Consider the following 16,904-nt stretch of genomic DNA (forward strand, 5'->3'; position numbering starts at 1 on the left):
GTGTTATTGGACTTTCTATTGTTGAAGGATGGTTTTGAGGCCAGTCCAGTCTTTTTCGATGTCTGCAGCCAGTGTCCGATTGTAGAAAATCGCTGCAGGGTGATACATAGGCACAATCAAATAGGATAGAGTAGACCATTGATACCCAGTTCTTTCACGATTACATTGCTGGATCGTCGATTGAATCACTTGTCCGTGACAGTGTTTAATCACCATTTGGTTACCCAATAGACGTTGCAGACCGATATTGCCGACAGTCACGATGATCGGCGGGTCAATTTGCGCAATTTCATAATCCAAAAGCGGGGCATGCAGCAAGACTTCTTTTTTGGTTGGCGTTCTATTGGGGTGGACGATTTCATAAGCGCCGGATCGTTTGTTGACCCTTTCTTTTGTACCGTAGGGTCTGCTGCGAACGGCACTAGTGATATAGACATCTTCTCTGGTTAAACCAGCTCGGGCTAGAGATTTGATCAACTCTTTGCCAGCTTGGCCACTGAAGGGAATGAAATTTTCAACTTCTGTTCGACCGGGGGCTTCTCCCACGATTATCAATCGAGGATGCAGTGGTCCTTGGCCAGCGACGAAGCCTTCTAGGGGATACGCCTTAGATAATTGTTGAATAGGGTAAGCGAGTTCTTTAGGATAGTCCATGAGTAGTCCTTTCTTATTAAAAGATTTCTATTTTTACATAGAATAAGTGTCAATTCATAATGGTTTGCAGAAAATAAAAATGAAACTATTTTGACTATCTGCATTGACATTATGCTGGGATTTTGATAAAGTTAGTCTGTTGTAATTGTGGACTCCACAGCTACAACCGCACAGAACAAGTATTAAGCACGAAAGTCACTTGGGATGGCGAGTCTAAGTATATCATAAGGAGGTGCTGTAGAGCATGTACGCAATTATCAAAACTGGTGGGAAACAAGTGAAAGTTGAAGTTGGTCAAGCAATCTACGTTGAAAAATTAGACGTTGAAGCTGGACAAACAGTTACTTTTGACGAAGTCATCTTAGTAGGTGGCGAATCAACAAAAGTAGGTGCCCCAATCGTTGCTGGTGCAACTGTTGAAGGTACTGTTGAAAAACACGGCAAACAAAAGAAAGTCGTGACTTTCAAATACAAACCTAAAAAACATTCACACCGTAAACAAGGTCACCGTCAACCATACACAAAAGTTGTTATTGACGCGATCAACGCTTAATTCTGACGAAAAGCAGGGTAACGAATATGATCAAAGGGACATTCAAACGCAATGACTCTGGTCGGATTGTTTCTTTTGAACTTACTGGACATGCCCAAGCAGGAGAATACGGCAAAGACATCGTCTGTGCTGCAGCATCCGCATTGGCTATCAGTGCAGTAAATGGGATCGACGCTTTAGCTGGCATTGCGCCAAAAGTTGAAGCAGACAATGAACAAGGTGGTTATCTATTGGTAACACTACCTGCTCGTTTGACCCAAGAGCAGTCGAATATCTCACAAATTCTTTTGGAGAATTTGCTGATCGGCTTGCAATCAGTTCAAGAAGAGTACAACGATTATATCCAAATCAAAACTACTAAAGAAAAATAGGAGGTGCATCTCATGTTGATGAAAATGAATTTGCAATTCTTCGCTCACAAAAAAGGTGGAGGTTCTACGTCTAACGGACGTGACTCTCAATCAAAACGTTTAGGTGCGAAACGTGCTGACGGTCAAACTGTTTCAGGCGGATCTATCCTTTATCGCCAACGCGGTACGAAAATTTACCCAGGTGTAAATGTTGGTATCGGTGGAGATGATACTTTGTTTGCTAAAGTTGACGGTGTTGTTCGTTTCGAACGTAAAGGCCGCGACAAAAAACAAGTGTCAGTTTACCCAGTAGCGCAAGAAGCTTAATAAGTAGAAAGTCCGGATACTTTATAGTACCCGGACTTTTTTATCAGATGATATGTAAGCGTTTTAAAAAATCGGAAGGAGAGATGATAATGATTCATTTAAAAGAAATCAATCAATCGAATTATCGTGCCTGTATCGCCTTGGAACTGGCAGGGCATCAAAAAGACTTTGTTTCCCCTAATTGGTATTCATTATTGGAATCTATCTTCGAAGAACAGAGGCAAGCATTTGCGATTTATCACGAGAAAGACATGGTGGGGTTTATCCTTTTCAGTTATTATGCGGCAGATGATGATTATCCGAAAGATTCGTGGTGGATCGAGCGTTACATGATCGATCACAAATATCAACAGCAAGGATATGGTCGCCAAGGGCTGGCAGTTGCCTTCAAATGGTTCAATGAACATGTGCAGGCGCAAGAATTACGCATCTCAACTGTCGCTGGCAATGAAATAGCTGAGACATTATACGAGAAAATGGGTTTTGAAAAAACAGGTGAAGAAGTGAGTGGTGAGTTCGTTCTATTACGGAAATGCTGAGTGGTGAAATGATCAGCATTTCTGTAGGAACGAACAAATGAAAATAACAATAAATGTTTTTTAATTCACAATGTATTTTTGTAAGCTTAACAAAAGCTTTACACGTTGCTAACTTAAAATGCACAGTGCTTTGTTACGATGCTGAAGAAGGGCAAATTAGGATTTTTCCGACTTTGATTTTCTCTGATTGGGAAAGGACTCACGAAATAATGTTCGGTTTTAACGAACAATTAAAAAAATATATATGGAATAAAATAAAAATTGGTTGTTTTGTTGGTTTTTTTTTCTTATAATCAGAAAGGAAAGTTCGGTATTTTCGTTTTGTTCGATTTTTTTATTTGAAAAGGGGAAAAGTGATGAAAGTTTGGAAAAAAGCAGCAACAGTTGGACTAGGATTGGCCGCAGCATTTACTTTGGCAGCTTGCGGATCAGGAGATTCAAGTACGGATGCTTCTGGTGAAGAAAGCTATGTGCCGGAGGAATTAACTGTTCAATTCGTTCCATCTCAAGCGGCTGAAACATTGGAAGCCAAAGCAAAACCTTTAGAGCAATTATTAAGTGATGAGCTAGGGATTCCAGTTACGGTAAGTGTTTCTACTGACTACAATACGATCGTTGAAGCCATGGCTTCAAAACAAGTAGATGTCGGCTTCTTACCGCCAAATGCATATGTACTGGCTCATGAGCAAAGCAACGTGAAGGTATTATTGCAAGCACAAAGATATGGTATCAAACAGCCTGGTGGAGAAGCGACAGACGAATTGGTAGATAGCTACCGTTCAATGATTGTTGTCAAAAGCGGCAGTGGTATCGAAGATCTTGAAGACTTAAAAGGCAAAACGATCGCGACTCAAGATGTCACTTCTTCTGCAGGATACGTATGGCCTGTAGCTGAAATGAAAAAAGCTGGGATCGATATCAATACAGATGTCACCACTGTTCAAGTCAAAGGACATGACCAAGCAATCCTATCTGTACTAAATGGTGATGTGGATGCGGCATTTGTCTTTGAAGATGCCCGCAATACCGTGAAGAGTGATTATCCAGAAATCATGGATGAAGTAGAACCAATGTACTTCACTGAACCAATTCCAAACGATACGATCAGTGTTCGCAGTGATATGAGTGAAGAATGGGACAAAAAAATCCAAGATGCCTTTATCGCTATCGGTCAAGATGAAGAAGGCAAACAAATCATCTCTGACATTTATTCTCATGAAGGGTATGTTGTCTCTCAAGACAGCAATTTCGACATCGTAAGAGAATATGCCGAGCAAGTAGGTCAATAATTCATCAATAACGAAAGGGTGCCAGAACTTGAGGTGCCCTTTTCGAATGTATGGCGATTTTTACAATAGAAAGTAGGAGAATCATGGCGTTAGACAAAGATACAATCATTTCATTCCAAAATGTGACCAAGCAATACCCAAATGGTGTTTTGGGGTTGAAAGATTTGAATATTGATATTAAAAAAGGTGAATTTGTGATTGTGGTGGGATTATCCGGCGCAGGGAAATCAACAATGCTGCGCTCAATCAATCGGCTGCATGAAATTACAAGCGGCGAGATTTTGATCGACAATCAATCGATCACAAAAGCCAAAGGGCGTTCGTTGCGTTTGATTCGAAGAGACATTGGCATGATTTTCCAAAGCTTCAATTTGGTGAAGCGTTCGAGTGTCTTACGGAACGTCTTGACGGGGCGGGTGGCTTATCATCCGACTATCAAAATGTTATTTGGATTATTCCCGCAAGCGGACAAAGAACTCGCCTACCAATCATTGCAACGGGTCAACTTAGCTGAAAAAGTGTACACGCGAGCGGATGAATTGTCAGGTGGTCAGCAACAACGGGTCTCTATTGCCAGAGCGTTGACACAAGAACCGAAAATCATTTTGGCAGATGAACCAGTGGCATCACTAGATCCTTTGACTACTGAGAAAGTCATGAATGACTTAAAACGTATCAATCAAGACTTAGGTATCACGATCGTTGTCAACTTGCACTCGGTTCAATTGGCGCGAGAATATGGTACCCGCATTATTGGGTTGCGTGATGGAAGTTTGGTCTTTGATGGGCCTGTGAGCGAAGCAACCGATCAACGCTTGAAAGAAATCTACGGCAGTGAGATTATGGAAGAACAAGGGGGCGAAGCTTTATGACCACCCAAACGTTGCCCAAACGCAGCGGTCTTTGGAAAAACGTCTTATGGCTAGCCATCTTTGTGATCGTTTTGTATGTAAGTGGATCGATTTCTGGTGTAGATATGCCAAGCTTTTTTGGCAATATGGGCCAGATGAATGTGATTTTGAAAAAAATGGCCCGACCGGATTGGGCTTATGTTCCTATTATCGTTGAACCGATTTTGCAAACCATTCAAATGGCGATTGTTGGTACAACCTTTGGTGCCATCGTCGCTTTGCCGTTCTCATTGCTTGCTGCCCGCAATATCATGACCAATACTTTGATTAGCGGCGTGTTTCGATTTGTGCTGAATATTATCCGGACGATTCCAGATTTGATGATGGCTGCTTTGTTTGTGGCAGTTGTCGGCATTGGGCCAGTTGCAGGGGTCATCTCGATCTCCGTCTTTTCTTTTGGGATGATCACGAAATTGTTTTATGAATCAATTGAAACGATTGATGAAGGCCCCATCGAAGCGATCACAGCTTCTGGCGGATCGAAATTCGATATCATCCGTTATGCGGTCATGCCGCAAGTGATGAGCCACTTTTTGAGCTATCTTTTATACGCTTTTGAAATCAACATTCGTGCGTCAACAATTCTTGGGTACATCGGTGCAGGTGGGATCGGTGTGTTCTTGCAACGTTCGTTGAGTCAATTTAGGTATGATCAAACGTCAGTTATCGTGTTAGTGATCTTTGCAGTCGTGTTAGTGATCGATACCATCAGTAATAGATTAAGGGAGCGATTATTATGATGTTACCTGCAGAACCAAAACAAAAGAAAGTCAAACTGTGGCTGCTTATTTTTGCCATTGTTGTCATGTATATTTGGGCTTTTTCCGGTATTCCTTTTAATGGCGTCAAAGACAATGCAGGCCAAATCATCGGCTCGATCTTTGATGGGTTGATTCATCCTGACTGGAGTTATGTTTATACCGGCGATGGCGAAGATTTGATCAGTTTGATGATTCAAACGGTGGCGATTGCATTTGTCGGCACATTTATTTCATCAATTTTAAGTATCCCCTTTGCTTTTTGGGCAGCCCGTAGTAAAAATAGTCCGCGCTTTTTATCTGGTGTAGGTAAAGTGGTGTTGACTGCGATACGGACATTTCCTGAGATCGTGTTGGCGATTATGTTCATCAAAACAGTTGGCCCGGGTTCTTTTGCCGGTGTGCTGGCTGTCAGCGTACACTCAATCGGTATGTTGGCAAAATTGTATAGCGAAGCGATTGAAAATATGGATCAAGGCCCTTCAGAATCAGTGATTAGTGCTGGCGGGAACCGTTGGGATGTCTTGGGCTTTGCGACATTGCCGCAATTGATTCCGGAATTTTTGTCTTTCACATTGTATCGTTTTGAATTGGCGGTGCGTTCTGCATCAATTCTAGGGATCGTTGGTGCTGGTGGTATCGGTACGCCGATGATCTTTGCCATTAATGCTCGTTCTTGGAATCGTGTTGGGATTATTTTGTTAGGAATCGTAGTTACCGTTACTGTGATCGACTTTATTTCAGGTCGTTTGCGTAAACGTTTGGTTTGATCCACAATGAAACAGCGCACTGATTTTGTCAGTGTGCTGTTTTGCAGTGTCAAAAAGGACAAGTCGTGGCTGGGTTTGCTATACTGAATGTATGAAAAATGAATTCAGAGGAGGCTGTTTTATGAAAGCATTATTGATTGTGAATCCTAGTGCTGGTGGTGAGCAAGCCAAGGAATATGAACAACAGGCCAAAGAGAAGTTGGCGATGTTTTTTGATGAGGTTGAAGTCAAACACACAAAAGAAGCAGGAGATGCCACGCAGTTTGCTTCTGAAGCAGTGGGTGTCTTCGACAGTGTTTTTGCGATGGGTGGTGATGGTACTGTGAATGAAGCCATCAGCGGCTTAGCACCTCATGACCATCGGCCAAACTTTGGTTTCTTTCCTTTGGGTACAGTCAATGATCTGGCGAGAGCATTGGCGATTCCTCTTGATCCGCAAGAAGCCATTGATACATTTGACATCGCCCATTCAAGACCTATCGATATTGGCCAAATCAATGATGAGTATTTCATGAATGTGGTCGCTATTGGCATGATTCCCGCTGCCATCAACAATGTTGAAGTGGAAGAGAAAACCAAATTGGGCAAAATGGCGTATTTTGTTTCTGGTTTGCGGGAAGTCCGCAAAAATGAAAGCCATCAGTTTGACGTTGCTTTAACAGCAGCGGATGAAACAAAACAGCTATCCATCGAAAGCAGTACTTTGATCATCGGTTCCTCAAATAGCGTGGGCGGATTTGAATCGTTGTTGCCCAAAGCCAGCACCAAGGATGGCAAGTTACACTTGATTTATTTGAAGGACAGCAATTTATGGGAAACGATCAAGAGTATTCCGGAATTATTGAAAGGCGTGACGGAATCGAATGAAGTTTTAGGATATGAAACCTTTGAGAAAGCCGAGATTTCCCTAAAAGGGAATACTTCGATCGAGACCAATGTCGATGGAGATGCGGGTCCCGAATTGCCAGTGACTATTCAATTGCTACCGCAACACTTGACTGTTTATTGTGGTGAAGAAAAAAACGAAGAGACGCACAGCCTTCGTGCCGAAAAACAATCCTGAAAGCGGATTGTTTTTTTGGTTCAAAAAGAGTATACTGTTGGAAATTTAACGAAATGAGGGATCGTATGCAGATACGATTTGCAACTACCGCGGATGCACCAGCAGTATTGGCTATTTATAGTCACTATGTGCTTCATACGCCAATCACATTTGAAACGGATATCCCAACGATCGAGGCATTCAGCGAAAGGATTCGTTCTATCTCCAGCAGATACCCGTATCTTGTCGCGGAAGAATCAGGCCGCATCTTGGGTTATGCCTATGCGACAGCATACAAAGAACGAGCTGCTTATGATTGGACGGTGGAAGTGACGGTCTATTTAGATCAGTCGACACAAGCGAAAGGGATCGGAACTGCACTGTACGATGCCCTAGAAAAGATACTGAAAGAACAGCATATAGTCAACTTAACCGCCTGTATCACCGGTGGCAATCAGCAAAGCGAAGGCTTCCATCATAAACGGGGCTATCAACGAGTAGCTGATTTTAAAAAAGTCGGTTATAAGTTTGGTCAATGGCACGATGTGATTTGGATGCAAAAAGAGCTGCAAACATTCAATGACGACGTTCCGCCTTTTCGACCAATCACTGAATTATCTGGACACCCATAGCCATATGAGTGTCTTTTTTTTGTGAAATGCTTTATTCTTAGGCTATAATTGACGACTTTTTATGGGAAAAGCAAGCAAGGATCGTCTATTTTTTATAAAAAGTTGCTTTTTTGCGAAAAAATGATTACAGTATTCAAGTGGAAAAAAACGAGGAGGCGAAGCTGTTGGGGAAGCGAATCGAACGTATTTATCAATATATCGTTGAAAATACGATGAGCGGCTTAGGAGAAAAGAAAGGGTTGTCGACATCTGAGGTCGCTGATCATCTAGCGATTCAACGCAGCAATGCCAGTAAAGATTTGAATCAGCTAGTCAAAGAAGGCCGTGTTCAAAAAAGTGACAGTCGACCGGTGCGTTATTGGGCGAATGTCAGTGAGAAAGCGCCTGAAAATTATGTGCCGAGTTATATGGAAAATCGGCCTCCCAGAGAGAAAGCCCATCCGCAACGGGTCTCTGTGGTCAAAAGCAAGCGAGATATCTTCTCAACGATCATCGGTGCCAATGGCAGTATGAAGAACGCGGTCGAACAAGCCAAGGCAGCAATTTTGTATCCGCCAAAGGGATTGAATTGTTTGATCACTGGTCCGACCGGTTCTGGGAAGACCTACTTTGCCCATGCGATGTTTCAATTTGCCAAAACCAATCAAGTGATTGCGGACGAGAAAGAATTGATCGTCTTTAACTGTGCCGACTATGCCAATAACCCAGAGTTATTGATGAGTCATTTATTTGGTTATGTCAAAGGCGCATTTACCGGTGCCGAGCAAGAGAAAATCGGGATCATTGATCAAGCCGATGAAAGCATGCTGTTTCTTGATGAAATTCATCGACTACCGCCAGAAGGGCAAGAAATGATCTTTTACTTTATGGATCATGGTACCTTCAGTCGACTAGGTGAAACCGGTAAAAATCATCAAGCCAATGTACGGATTGTCGGCGCAACGACAGAGGATCCAAATTCAACACTTTTGGATACTTTTACCCGACGGATCCCCATCAATATTCAATTGCCGTTTTTTGAGAAGCGACCTGCTTCCGAAAAAATCGAATTGGTTCGTGTATTGGTTGGCCAAGAAGCTACCCGTATCCAACGAAGCATCACGTTGACGGAAGATGTTGTCAAAGCGTTGATTGGCAGTGTGAGCTTTGGCAATATCGGTCAGTTGAAATCCAATGTCCAGCTTGTCTGCGCTAGAGGCTTTTTGAATCACATGCAAGCAGAGGAAATCGAAATCGAATTGATGGATCTGCCTGAAGGGATTCGTTCGGGATTGATCATCTTAGGCAATCGTCGGAACGAGCTGGCTGAATTATCCAAAACGTTGGCGCCGAAAATCAGTGTCCAACCAAATGAAAATTTAAATGACATCCAGTCGGATGCCTATGAACTGCCTTATAATTTATACGACATTATTGGTGATAAAGCGGCATTGTTAAAGGCCGATGGCTTAGACCAAGAAGCCATCAATCACTTTATCTCGACGGATATCAATGTGCATTTGAAGTCGTTTTACAAAGACCATGGTTTTTCCTTTAATTCTGTCAACAAGCTTAGTGAGTTTGTCGATCAAAAAGTCATCACTGTTACAAACCAAATTTATGAAATGGTGCGCCAACGCTTGAAAGTCGATTTTCAACAAAACTTTATTTATGCAATGAGTTTGCACATCAGTTCTTTTTTGAAAAAAATCCATTTAGGTGAAGAACGTCAAACCAATGACAATATTCGTCAAATGGTCGCCGATTATCCAGAAGAGTTTGAAGCCGCCAAAGAAGTACGGGCTTTTATTGGTGAAAGTTTTCGGGTAACGATCCCGGAAAGCGAGTCTTACTATTTAGCCGTCTTGCTTGTTTCGTTGCGCACGACCCATTCTTCTGGGAAAATCGGCGTGGTGGTGGCAGCCCATGGCAATAGTACCGCTAGTAGTATGGTGCAAGTCGTCAAGCAGTTGTTGGAAGTCGATCAAGTGACTGCTGTTGATATGCCGTTGGATATGCCGCCGGCAGTTGCTTTGAAAAAAATCGTCGAAAGTGTCAAACAAGTCAACGATGGCAGCGGCGTGATGTTGTTAGTGGACATGGGGTCTTTAGCGACCTTTAATAGCGAGATTCAACGAGAAACAGGCGTCGTTGTAAGGACGGTAGACATGGTCACGACATCGATCGTATTGGAAACAGTCCGCAAAGCATCAGTTATTGGGACCGATATCGATCAATTGTACGATTCTTTACGCAAGTTTCGCGGCTATGGTGTTGTCATCAACGAAGAGTCTATCCTACCAAATCATCATCCGAAAGCCATTTTGGCTATCTGTGCTTCAGGAAAAGGTACAGCCCAGCGAATCAAAGAGTTGATCCAAAGTTCATTGTCCAAACGGCAAAACCAATCCGTCGAAGTCGTGACGCTGTCTGTTGCTGATCTGCGCTCTGAATTAGAAGGTATCCAACAGCGCTATCAATTGATTGCCTCTACAGGGATTGTTGATCCGCATATCGATGCACCATTTATTTCGTTGGAACGCTTTATTGATCAAGATGTCGATCAATTGTTGGAAGATATCCTATTGGAGCAAGAATTGAGTTTTGATGACGAAGTTCAATTAGATGATCGACAATCAAAAGAAATTTGTATCGGCTATTTGGAAGAAAACTTTACCTATATCAATGCCAAAAAAGTGGTCGACCCATTGTGGCAGTTTAGCCAAGAGTTGATTCATGATCTGGAATTGAATGATGCCAGACAAGGATTTCAAATCAATTTTGTCATGCATACTGCGGGGATGTTGGAACGAATCGTTTTGCGCCAACCCCTAACGATTTCCCCGGAAGAAACCCAAGAGATGTATGACAATCCGCAATATGAACAATTGCATGTGCACGTGCAGTCCTTTGCACGGTTGATGAACTTAGCCATTCCTGATTCGGAAGAATTCTATTTGTTGGCACTTATAAAGAATCATCAAGAAAAAGAATTGTATTTAAAATAAAAAAGAATACAGATACACTAAAAAAGATACACTGAATCGCAGTGTATCTTTTTTAGTGTATCTATACAAAGCTGGTTCTTAAGCTTTTCACAAGATTAGTGTATTGATAAAAGTTGGCACGCTTCTTGCTTTTATATAAGTGGATACAGGAGGTGATCGAAAAAAAGGACGGATCCTCAAATTGTTCAGTGGATCGATGTAGGAGGTTTTGCAATGGGAATGGATATACGTCTTGCCCGAATCGATGATCGTCTGATTCATGGTCAAGTCGCCACAGCATGGTCGAAATTGACCGGTATCAACCGAATCATCGTGGTCAGTGATGAAGTAGCCAATGATCAACTGCGTAAATTTCTTTTGAAAGAAGCTGCACCGCCAGGAATCAAATCGAATGTCGTAACGGTAGCGAAAATGCTTGAGGTAGCACATAACACATTATTTAATACCCAAAAAGTCATGTTATTATTTACTAACCCTCAAGATGTCGTGACCCTCGTCAAAGGTGGGATTCCGATTCGCTCTGTGAATATAGGCGGGATGAGTTTTTCAATGGGAAAACGGATGATCACGAACTTTGTTTCTGTCAATGACCAAGATCTTGACGCTTTGCTTTATTTACAAGCGCAAGGCATTGAAGTCGAGATTCGCAAAGTTCCAGCTGATCGAAAAATATATTTGAAGGATATTTTGGAAAAGGAAGGTAGTCACTCTTAATTTTTCGTCGTTGTTTTTTCTTTCATATTCGTGTCACAATTTTCAATTTTGAAATAGGAGGTAAAAAGATGGTAGGAATTATCCTAGCAAGTCATGGAGAATTTGCAAACGGCATTTTGCAATCCGGTTCAATGATTTTCGGCGAACAAGAAAATGTTAAAGCTGTAACATTGATGCCAAGTGAAGGACCAGATGACATCAAAGCAAAAATGCAAGAAGCAATCGCTACATTTGACGACCAAGAAGAAGTACTTTTCTTAGTTGACTTATGGGGTGGCACACCATTCAACCAAGCCAACAGTTTGTTTGAAGACCACAAAGATACTTGGGCAATCGTGGCAGGTATGAATTTACCAATGGTGATCGAAGCTTACGCATCACGTTTTTCAATGAATAAAGCGCATGAAATTGCTGCGCATATCGTTGAAACAGCCAAAGAAGGGGTCAAGGTCAAACCTGAAGCGCTAGAACCTGCAGAAGCTGCAGCACCAAAAGCGGTACAAGACGACCAACCAAAAGGATCACTTCCTCCTGGCACTGTTCTAGGTGACGGCAAAGTCAAAATCGTATTGGCACGTGTCGACTCTCGATTATTGCATGGTCAAGTGGCAACCGCTTGGACAAAATCAGTCAATCCTTCACGGATCATCGTTGTATCTGATGCAGTTGCAAAAGATGATTTGCGCAAGAAATTGATTGAACAAGCAGCGCCTCCTGGCGTGAAAGCAAACGTGATTCCGGTAGATAAAATGATTGAAGTTTCTAAAGACCCTCGTTTTGGGAATACAAAAGCTTTGCTATTGTTTGAAAATCCGGAAGATGTTCTTCGTGCAGTCGAAGGCGGCGTTGATATTCAAGAAGTCAATGTTGGTTCAATGGCGCACTCTGTCGGTAAAGTTGTTGTAAGTAAAGTATTGTCAATGGGAACTGAAGATGTTGCTACATTTGAAGAACTTAAAAATCGCGGCATTAAATTCGATGTACGTAAAGTACCGAATGATTCACGCGACAACATGGACGAAATCTTACGCAAAGCAAAAAATGAGTTAGCAAACAAATAGAATTGTATTCAACTAAATAGGAGGTCTATCATGACTATTATATCTATGGTATTAGTAGTACTCGTTGCCTTTTTAGCTGGTATGGAAGGAATCTTGGATGAATTCCAATTCCACCAACCACTAGTAGCTTGTACATTGATCGGTTTAGTGACCGGTAACTTGGAAGCATGTATTATCCTAGGTGGATCATTGCAAATGATCGCTTTGGGCTGGGCGAATATTGGTGCCGCTGTTGCACCGGATGCTGCATTGGCATCTGTGGCATCTGCAATTATTTTGGTATTAGGCGGACAAGGCACAAATGGTGTTGATACAGCGATTGCTGTTGCGATTCCTTTGGCAGTAGCTGGTTTGTTCTTAACAATGATCGTTCGTACTTTGGCTGTGCCAATCGTTCACTTTATGGATGCTGCAGCTGAAGAAGGCAATATTCGTAAAATCGAAATGTGGCATATTGCTGCTGTTGCAATGCAAGGGGTACGTATCGCGATTCCTGCTGCAGCATTGTTAGCAATCCCTGCTGCCACAGTACAAACTTTCCTAGAATCTATGCCTGCATGGTTAACAGATGGTATGGCTATCGGTGGTGGTATGGTCGTTGCCGTAGGTTATGCAATGGTTATCAACATGATGGCAACTCGCGAAGTATGGCCATTCTTCATTATTGGTTTTGTGATTGCGGCAATCTCTGAATTAACATTGATCGCAATCGGTGCATTGGCAGTAGCTATTGCATTGATCTACTTGAACGTAACCAAAATGGGTGGATCATCAAATGGAGGCGGCGGCGGAAACACTGGCGACCCTCTAGGCGATATCTTGAATGACTATTAGAATCGAAGGAGGAGAAAAAAATGGCAGAAAAAATTCAATTAAATAAAAAAGATCGTTTAGCCGTAGCATGGCGCTCTACCTTCATTCAAGGTTCATGGAACTATGAACGTATGCAAAATGGTGGTTGGGCATTCTCAATGATTCCAGCAATCAAAAAATTATACAAGACAAAAGAAGACCGTGCCGCTGCGTTAAAACGTCACTTGGAATTCTTTAACACACATCCATATATTGCATCACCTATTTTAGGTGTAACATTGGCTTTGGAAGAAGAACGTGCCAATGGTGCGCCCGTTGACGATGTAGCGATCCAAGGGGTAAAAGTGGGTATGATGGGTCCTTTAGCCGGTGTTGGTGACCCAGTATTCTGGTTTACAGTTCGTCCGATGTTAGGTGCATTAGGTGCTTCTCTTGCTTTAGGCGGAAACATCTTAGGCCCAATCATCTTCTTCTTGGCATGGAATATCATTCGTTGGGCATTTATGTGGTACACACAAGAATTCGGCTACCGTGCTGGTTCTAAAATCACTGATGACCTTTCAGGTGGTCTATTGCAAGACGTGACCAAAGGTGCGTCAATCTTAGGGATGTTCGTATTAGGTTCTCTTGTGCAACGCTGGGTATCTGTATCATTTGCGCCAGTCGTTTCAAGTGTACCGTTAGATGAAGGTGCTTATATCGATTGGGCTAACCTTCCAGCAGGTTCAGAAGGTGTGAAAACAGCGTTTGAACAAGTCGCTCAAGGTCGTGCATTGTCAGATGTGAAAGTAACAACCTTGCAAAATAACTTGGATCAATTGATTCCTGGTTTGGCTGCATTGTTATTGACACTTCTATGCATGTGGTTATTGAAGAAAAAAGTTTCTCCAATCATCATCATCATCGGCTTATTCTTAGTCGGTATTGGTGGACACTTGATCGGATTGTTATAATCTTTTCAAAACGAAGTGCTTGGGGTGACCCAAGCACTTTTTTACATAGTCGCCAAAATACGTAAAAACACGTATAATATAGCAAAAGACAGAAATGGAGCTTATCAAAGATGGTACAATCCCTGAATACAAAAGTTGATTTGACTATTGATGCCACCTCGTTTTTAGGTATCAATGAATATGGCAAAATCATGATCGGCGACAATGCCTTTGAGTTTTATAATGATCGTGATAAACGGAAGTTTGTTCAGATTCCTTGGGAAGATGTGGACTATGTGATCGCATCTGTCATGTTCAAAGGCCGTTGGATTCCTCGGTATGCGGTAAAAACCAAGAAAAATGGCACCTACACATTTTCATCAAAAGAACCAAAAAAAGTGCTGCGTGCGATTCGTGAATATGTGGATCCTGATCATATGGTTCATTCGCTAGGCTTTTTCGATGTACTGAAACGTTCATTTTCACGCAGAAAATAACAAGTAAGCATATTTTTTTCCAAAGACGTCTGCCTGTGTTAGGCTAGAATAAAGTAAACAAAGGAGGCGTTACGATGCATTTTCTATGGACATTGATCGTAGGTGCAATCATTGGTTCAGTAGGTGGCGCGATCGCCGGCGAAAAGCGTGGCTGTATTTTTGATATTGTAGCTGGATTGATCGGCGCATCGATTGGTCAAGCATTATTTGGTACGTGGGGCCCACAAGTGGCTGATATGGCGATCGTACCAGCGATTATTGGTGCAGTCATCTTCGTCGCAGTAGTGACATTTTTCTTCGGGCGAAAAAAATAAAATACGTTGACACGTGTCAAATTTGGCAGCATTTTATCTTTCGGGATAAAATGCTTTTTTGTTGTGACTTTTTTGTACTTGGCACGTATAGTAAGTGTAAAAGGGGAGGGGCTTGAAGGTGAAAATGGATTTGTTGGAGAACATGTATCATTTGTATGGGAAAGAATGCTATTTGTATGCGTTCTACTTTACCAAAAATACCATGCAAGCGGAAGACTTGGTCAGCCAAGCATACCTCGCGATACTAGACGCCCTTCCTTTTTTACAAGAAGAACAAATCAAGTATTACTTATTCAAAACAATCAAAAATGGGTTTATCGATGGCCAGCGTAAGGAAAAGAATCATCAAAAATGGCGCCGTTCAGCATGGCATCATACGAAACAAGATGCATTCAATACCCCGTTGACGCATGTGATCAAAGAAGAAGAACGTAGAACATTGTATCGATCGATCGATCGTTTGCCAGAGGATACCCGAGAAGTGATTCTGCTTTTTTATTTTATGGAATTGTCTATCGATGAGATTGCCAAATATAAAGAATGGACCTATACCCAAACGAAGAATCGCTTGTATCGCGGTCGTTTATTATTAAAGGAGGATATCATACATGAAAGAACCATTTGATTTTCAAAAAGTGCAGCAACAAGTGAAAAAACAGCAAATGCGTCGGAACATATGGCTGGTATGTATGGCCGCGCTGATGTCATTAATGATTATTTGGGGCGCGCCTAAACTTATAGATTCTTTTTTCTATAACCCTAAGAGCGAGAGTCAATTAACTAGCTTAGACAGCTATATTGTCAATCGCCAAATCAACAATGAATTAACAACTCAAAATCAGTTTCTCAGTCGATATGAAATTAAGGCCCAAGGATATGGGAATTATACAATCACTGAGATTTACAGAAACCTAGCGCAAACGCAAACCAATACGAAAACCTATGAAGTCAAGCAAAATCAAATCCAAGAGAATCAACTTTCTCTACCAGAAGTGACAGATTATTTATTTGATCAACGGTTTCACGATGCCTCATCTGATATGTTCACTGATAGTGCGTTATACAAAGATTTACTTTTAGAAAAAGTCAAAGGATTACCGAAAAGTACGGAAATCATCGCGACGGTCATTTTTGATGAAGACATGACTTTAGATGATTTGGCAGAATGGCAAACGTATCACTTAAGTGAGGGAGAAGTCCTATGGACGGCAGTCCGCAGCACTGTACCGACGAGTGATCAGGACTATCAGCCATTAGGGTTTGCCAATGCCTATGTTGGCGTCCTGCCTAGTCAAGAAGACTTTGACCAGGCTTTTCTGGAAAAATACCCTTTTCTTACCCATTTCCATAGCACAGATGCACAACAAGTAGCGTATTCAGAGTCAGCGCAGCAAGCTGCCCATTTTACCTCTATGTTGCAGTACTTGCAGACGCAAACAGATTTCTTAGCCCTTGAACCAGAATATGGTCGAAAAATCGTATCTTCTGACCAAATCAATGACACGCTGGATTATGTAGGCAATAATGGCGTTACAACGTATGGGGTCTCTATCCGTACGAATGTAGATGAATTGACTGCGTTACTAAAAACAGGAGAAGATGTTTTAGCCGTTAGAGTAGTAGAAACAACACTGTTTCATTTATTTCAATGAAGGATAATTAGGTAGCATGCAAGAATACACAAATGAGTTTTTTTTCAGAAAACATTTTCCATTCTTTCCGCTTTTTCCTGAAGTTTGCTATAATAAACAAGAAGCGTAC

The 16,904-nt window shown here is 41.9% G+C and carries 20 protein-coding genes and 1 other annotated feature; of the genes, 19 read left to right on the forward strand and 1 reads right to left on the reverse strand.

All coding sequences use genetic code 11. The annotated features are described in order from the left end of the window. Nucleotides 1–15 precede the first annotated feature (15 nt). The gene (locus A5886_RS05715) at nucleotides 16–654 is read right to left on the reverse strand and encodes a uracil-DNA glycosylase (protein ID WP_086274057.1); all 639 of its coding nucleotides are present in this window, start codon (nucleotides 652–654) and stop codon (nucleotides 16–18) included. Nucleotides 655–808: 154 nt separating this feature from the next. Further along, nucleotides 809–879, forward strand: a sequence feature (ribosomal protein L21 leader region). Between the two features lie 19 nt (nucleotides 880–898). Between A5886_RS05715 and rplU the strand changes: the two genes are divergently transcribed. The 19 genes from rplU to A5886_RS05820 all read left to right on the forward strand — a co-directional run bounded on the left by rplU (nucleotide 899) and on the right by A5886_RS05820 (nucleotide 16,795). After that, a complete protein-coding gene (rplU, locus tag A5886_RS05720) occupies nucleotides 899–1,207 on the forward strand; it encodes a 50S ribosomal protein L21 (RefSeq protein WP_086274058.1) in 309 nt (102 codons plus the stop codon). A 26-nt stretch (nucleotides 1,208–1,233) separates the two neighbouring features. Continuing rightward, nucleotides 1,234–1,578, forward strand: coding sequence for a ribosomal-processing cysteine protease Prp (locus A5886_RS05725; protein ID WP_086274059.1), 345 nt, complete (start codon nucleotides 1,234–1,236; stop codon nucleotides 1,576–1,578). Nucleotides 1,579–1,590: 12 nt separating this feature from the next. Continuing rightward, nucleotides 1,591–1,884 (forward strand): 50S ribosomal protein L27, encoded by a 294-nt coding sequence (gene rpmA, locus A5886_RS05730; protein WP_003126181.1) that lies wholly within the window; start codon nucleotides 1,591–1,593, stop codon nucleotides 1,882–1,884. An 89-nt stretch (nucleotides 1,885–1,973) separates the two neighbouring features. After that, a complete protein-coding gene (locus tag A5886_RS05735; protein WP_086274060.1) occupies nucleotides 1,974–2,423 on the forward strand; it encodes a GNAT family N-acetyltransferase in 450 nt (149 codons plus the stop codon). A 356-nt stretch (nucleotides 2,424–2,779) separates the two neighbouring features. Continuing rightward, nucleotides 2,780–3,712, forward strand: coding sequence for a phosphate/phosphite/phosphonate ABC transporter substrate-binding protein (locus A5886_RS05745; protein ID WP_086274062.1), 933 nt, complete (start codon nucleotides 2,780–2,782; stop codon nucleotides 3,710–3,712). A gap of 83 nt (nucleotides 3,713–3,795) precedes the next feature. Further along, nucleotides 3,796–4,584, forward strand: a complete 789-nt coding sequence (gene phnC, locus A5886_RS05750; RefSeq protein WP_086274063.1) for a phosphonate ABC transporter ATP-binding protein — start codon at nucleotides 3,796–3,798, stop codon at nucleotides 4,582–4,584. Further along, on the forward strand, nucleotides 4,581–5,363 hold the full coding sequence (gene phnE / locus A5886_RS05755) for a phosphonate ABC transporter, permease protein PhnE (protein ID WP_086274064.1): 783 nt from the start codon (nucleotides 4,581–4,583) through the stop codon (nucleotides 5,361–5,363). Before phnC ends, phnE (A5886_RS05755) begins: the two co-directional genes overlap by 4 nt. Continuing rightward, entirely contained in the window at nucleotides 5,360–6,151 is a 792-nt protein-coding gene (gene phnE / locus A5886_RS05760; protein ID WP_179189979.1) for a phosphonate ABC transporter, permease protein PhnE, read from the forward strand. Before phnE (A5886_RS05755) ends, phnE (A5886_RS05760) begins: the two co-directional genes overlap by 4 nt. Before the next feature lie 121 nt (nucleotides 6,152–6,272). Beyond that, the gene (locus A5886_RS05765) at nucleotides 6,273–7,214 is read left to right on the forward strand and encodes a diacylglycerol/lipid kinase family protein (protein ID WP_086274065.1); all 942 of its coding nucleotides are present in this window, start codon (nucleotides 6,273–6,275) and stop codon (nucleotides 7,212–7,214) included. A 65-nt stretch (nucleotides 7,215–7,279) separates the two neighbouring features. After that, complete coding sequence (locus A5886_RS05770; RefSeq protein ID WP_086274066.1) at nucleotides 7,280–7,825, forward strand: GNAT family N-acetyltransferase; 546 nt, start codon at nucleotides 7,280–7,282, stop codon at nucleotides 7,823–7,825. Nucleotides 7,826–7,989: 164 nt separating this feature from the next. Next, the gene (locus A5886_RS05775) at nucleotides 7,990–10,812 is read left to right on the forward strand and encodes a sigma-54-dependent transcriptional regulator (RefSeq protein WP_506511088.1); all 2,823 of its coding nucleotides are present in this window, start codon (nucleotides 7,990–7,992) and stop codon (nucleotides 10,810–10,812) included. Between the two features lie 219 nt (nucleotides 10,813–11,031). Then, entirely contained in the window at nucleotides 11,032–11,526 is a 495-nt protein-coding gene (locus tag A5886_RS05785) for a PTS sugar transporter subunit IIB (RefSeq protein WP_179190075.1), read from the forward strand. A gap of 68 nt (nucleotides 11,527–11,594) precedes the next feature. Beyond that, nucleotides 11,595–12,587, forward strand: a complete 993-nt coding sequence (locus tag A5886_RS05790; RefSeq protein WP_086274068.1) for a mannose/fructose/sorbose PTS transporter subunit IIA — start codon at nucleotides 11,595–11,597, stop codon at nucleotides 12,585–12,587. Nucleotides 12,588–12,617: 30 nt separating this feature from the next. Continuing rightward, nucleotides 12,618–13,421 (forward strand): PTS mannose/fructose/sorbose transporter subunit IIC, encoded by an 804-nt coding sequence (locus A5886_RS05795; RefSeq protein ID WP_086274069.1) that lies wholly within the window; start codon nucleotides 12,618–12,620, stop codon nucleotides 13,419–13,421. A gap of 20 nt (nucleotides 13,422–13,441) precedes the next feature. Then, the gene (locus A5886_RS05800; RefSeq protein WP_086274070.1) at nucleotides 13,442–14,353 is read left to right on the forward strand and encodes a PTS system mannose/fructose/sorbose family transporter subunit IID; all 912 of its coding nucleotides are present in this window, start codon (nucleotides 13,442–13,444) and stop codon (nucleotides 14,351–14,353) included. A 110-nt stretch (nucleotides 14,354–14,463) separates the two neighbouring features. Continuing rightward, nucleotides 14,464–14,829: a DUF956 family protein gene (locus tag A5886_RS05805; RefSeq protein ID WP_086274071.1), complete on the forward strand. Its 366-nt coding sequence runs from the start codon at nucleotides 14,464–14,466 to the stop codon at nucleotides 14,827–14,829. A 74-nt stretch (nucleotides 14,830–14,903) separates the two neighbouring features. Beyond that, nucleotides 14,904–15,143, forward strand: coding sequence for a GlsB/YeaQ/YmgE family stress response membrane protein (locus A5886_RS05810; RefSeq protein ID WP_086274072.1), 240 nt, complete (start codon nucleotides 14,904–14,906; stop codon nucleotides 15,141–15,143). 124 nt (nucleotides 15,144–15,267) lie between these two features. Next, nucleotides 15,268–15,768, forward strand: a complete 501-nt coding sequence (locus A5886_RS05815) for an RNA polymerase sigma factor (RefSeq protein ID WP_086276003.1) — start codon at nucleotides 15,268–15,270, stop codon at nucleotides 15,766–15,768. Beyond that, nucleotides 15,752–16,795 carry an anti sigma factor C-terminal domain-containing protein gene (locus A5886_RS05820; RefSeq protein WP_086274073.1) on the forward strand — a complete coding sequence of 348 codons (1,044 nt, stop codon included), beginning with the start codon at nucleotides 15,752–15,754 and terminating at the stop codon, nucleotides 16,793–16,795. Before A5886_RS05815 ends, A5886_RS05820 begins: the two co-directional genes overlap by 17 nt. Nucleotides 16,796–16,904: the final 109 nt, after the last annotated feature.

It is taken from the genome of Candidatus Enterococcus testudinis (genome assembly GCF_002140915.1).
Lineage (GTDB): Bacteria > Bacillota > Bacilli > Lactobacillales > Enterococcaceae > Enterococcus_D > Enterococcus_D testudinis.

What these genes read in the sequence shown, in the direction of transcription:
- A5886_RS05715 (WP_086274057.1), bottom strand. Translation starts at nt 654, where the DNA reads ATGGACTATCCTAAAGAACTCGCTTACCCTATTCAACAATTATCTAAG.
- rplU (WP_086274058.1), top strand. Translation starts at nt 899, where the DNA reads ATGTACGCAATTATCAAAACTGGTGGGAAACAAGTGAAAGTTGAAGTT.
- A5886_RS05725 (WP_086274059.1), top strand. Translation starts at nt 1,234, where the DNA reads ATGATCAAAGGGACATTCAAACGCAATGACTCTGGTCGGATTGTTTCT.
- rpmA (WP_003126181.1), top strand. Translation starts at nt 1,591, where the DNA reads ATGTTGATGAAAATGAATTTGCAATTCTTCGCTCACAAAAAAGGTGGA.
- A5886_RS05735 (WP_086274060.1), top strand. Translation starts at nt 1,974, where the DNA reads ATGATTCATTTAAAAGAAATCAATCAATCGAATTATCGTGCCTGTATC.
- A5886_RS05745 (WP_086274062.1), top strand. Translation starts at nt 2,780, where the DNA reads ATGAAAGTTTGGAAAAAAGCAGCAACAGTTGGACTAGGATTGGCCGCA.
- phnC (WP_086274063.1), top strand. Translation starts at nt 3,796, where the DNA reads ATGGCGTTAGACAAAGATACAATCATTTCATTCCAAAATGTGACCAAG.
- phnE (WP_086274064.1), top strand. Translation starts at nt 4,581, where the DNA reads ATGACCACCCAAACGTTGCCCAAACGCAGCGGTCTTTGGAAAAACGTC.
- phnE (WP_179189979.1), top strand. Translation starts at nt 5,360, where the DNA reads ATGATGTTACCTGCAGAACCAAAACAAAAGAAAGTCAAACTGTGGCTG.
- A5886_RS05765 (WP_086274065.1), top strand. Translation starts at nt 6,273, where the DNA reads ATGAAAGCATTATTGATTGTGAATCCTAGTGCTGGTGGTGAGCAAGCC.
- A5886_RS05770 (WP_086274066.1), top strand. Translation starts at nt 7,280, where the DNA reads ATGCAGATACGATTTGCAACTACCGCGGATGCACCAGCAGTATTGGCT.
- A5886_RS05785 (WP_179190075.1), top strand. Translation starts at nt 11,032, where the DNA reads ATGGATATACGTCTTGCCCGAATCGATGATCGTCTGATTCATGGTCAA.
- A5886_RS05790 (WP_086274068.1), top strand. Translation starts at nt 11,595, where the DNA reads ATGGTAGGAATTATCCTAGCAAGTCATGGAGAATTTGCAAACGGCATT.
- A5886_RS05795 (WP_086274069.1), top strand. Translation starts at nt 12,618, where the DNA reads ATGACTATTATATCTATGGTATTAGTAGTACTCGTTGCCTTTTTAGCT.
- A5886_RS05800 (WP_086274070.1), top strand. Translation starts at nt 13,442, where the DNA reads ATGGCAGAAAAAATTCAATTAAATAAAAAAGATCGTTTAGCCGTAGCA.
- A5886_RS05805 (WP_086274071.1), top strand. Translation starts at nt 14,464, where the DNA reads ATGGTACAATCCCTGAATACAAAAGTTGATTTGACTATTGATGCCACC.
- A5886_RS05810 (WP_086274072.1), top strand. Translation starts at nt 14,904, where the DNA reads ATGCATTTTCTATGGACATTGATCGTAGGTGCAATCATTGGTTCAGTA.
- A5886_RS05815 (WP_086276003.1), top strand. Translation starts at nt 15,268, where the DNA reads ATGGATTTGTTGGAGAACATGTATCATTTGTATGGGAAAGAATGCTAT.
- A5886_RS05820 (WP_086274073.1), top strand. Translation starts at nt 15,752, where the DNA reads ATGAAAGAACCATTTGATTTTCAAAAAGTGCAGCAACAAGTGAAAAAA.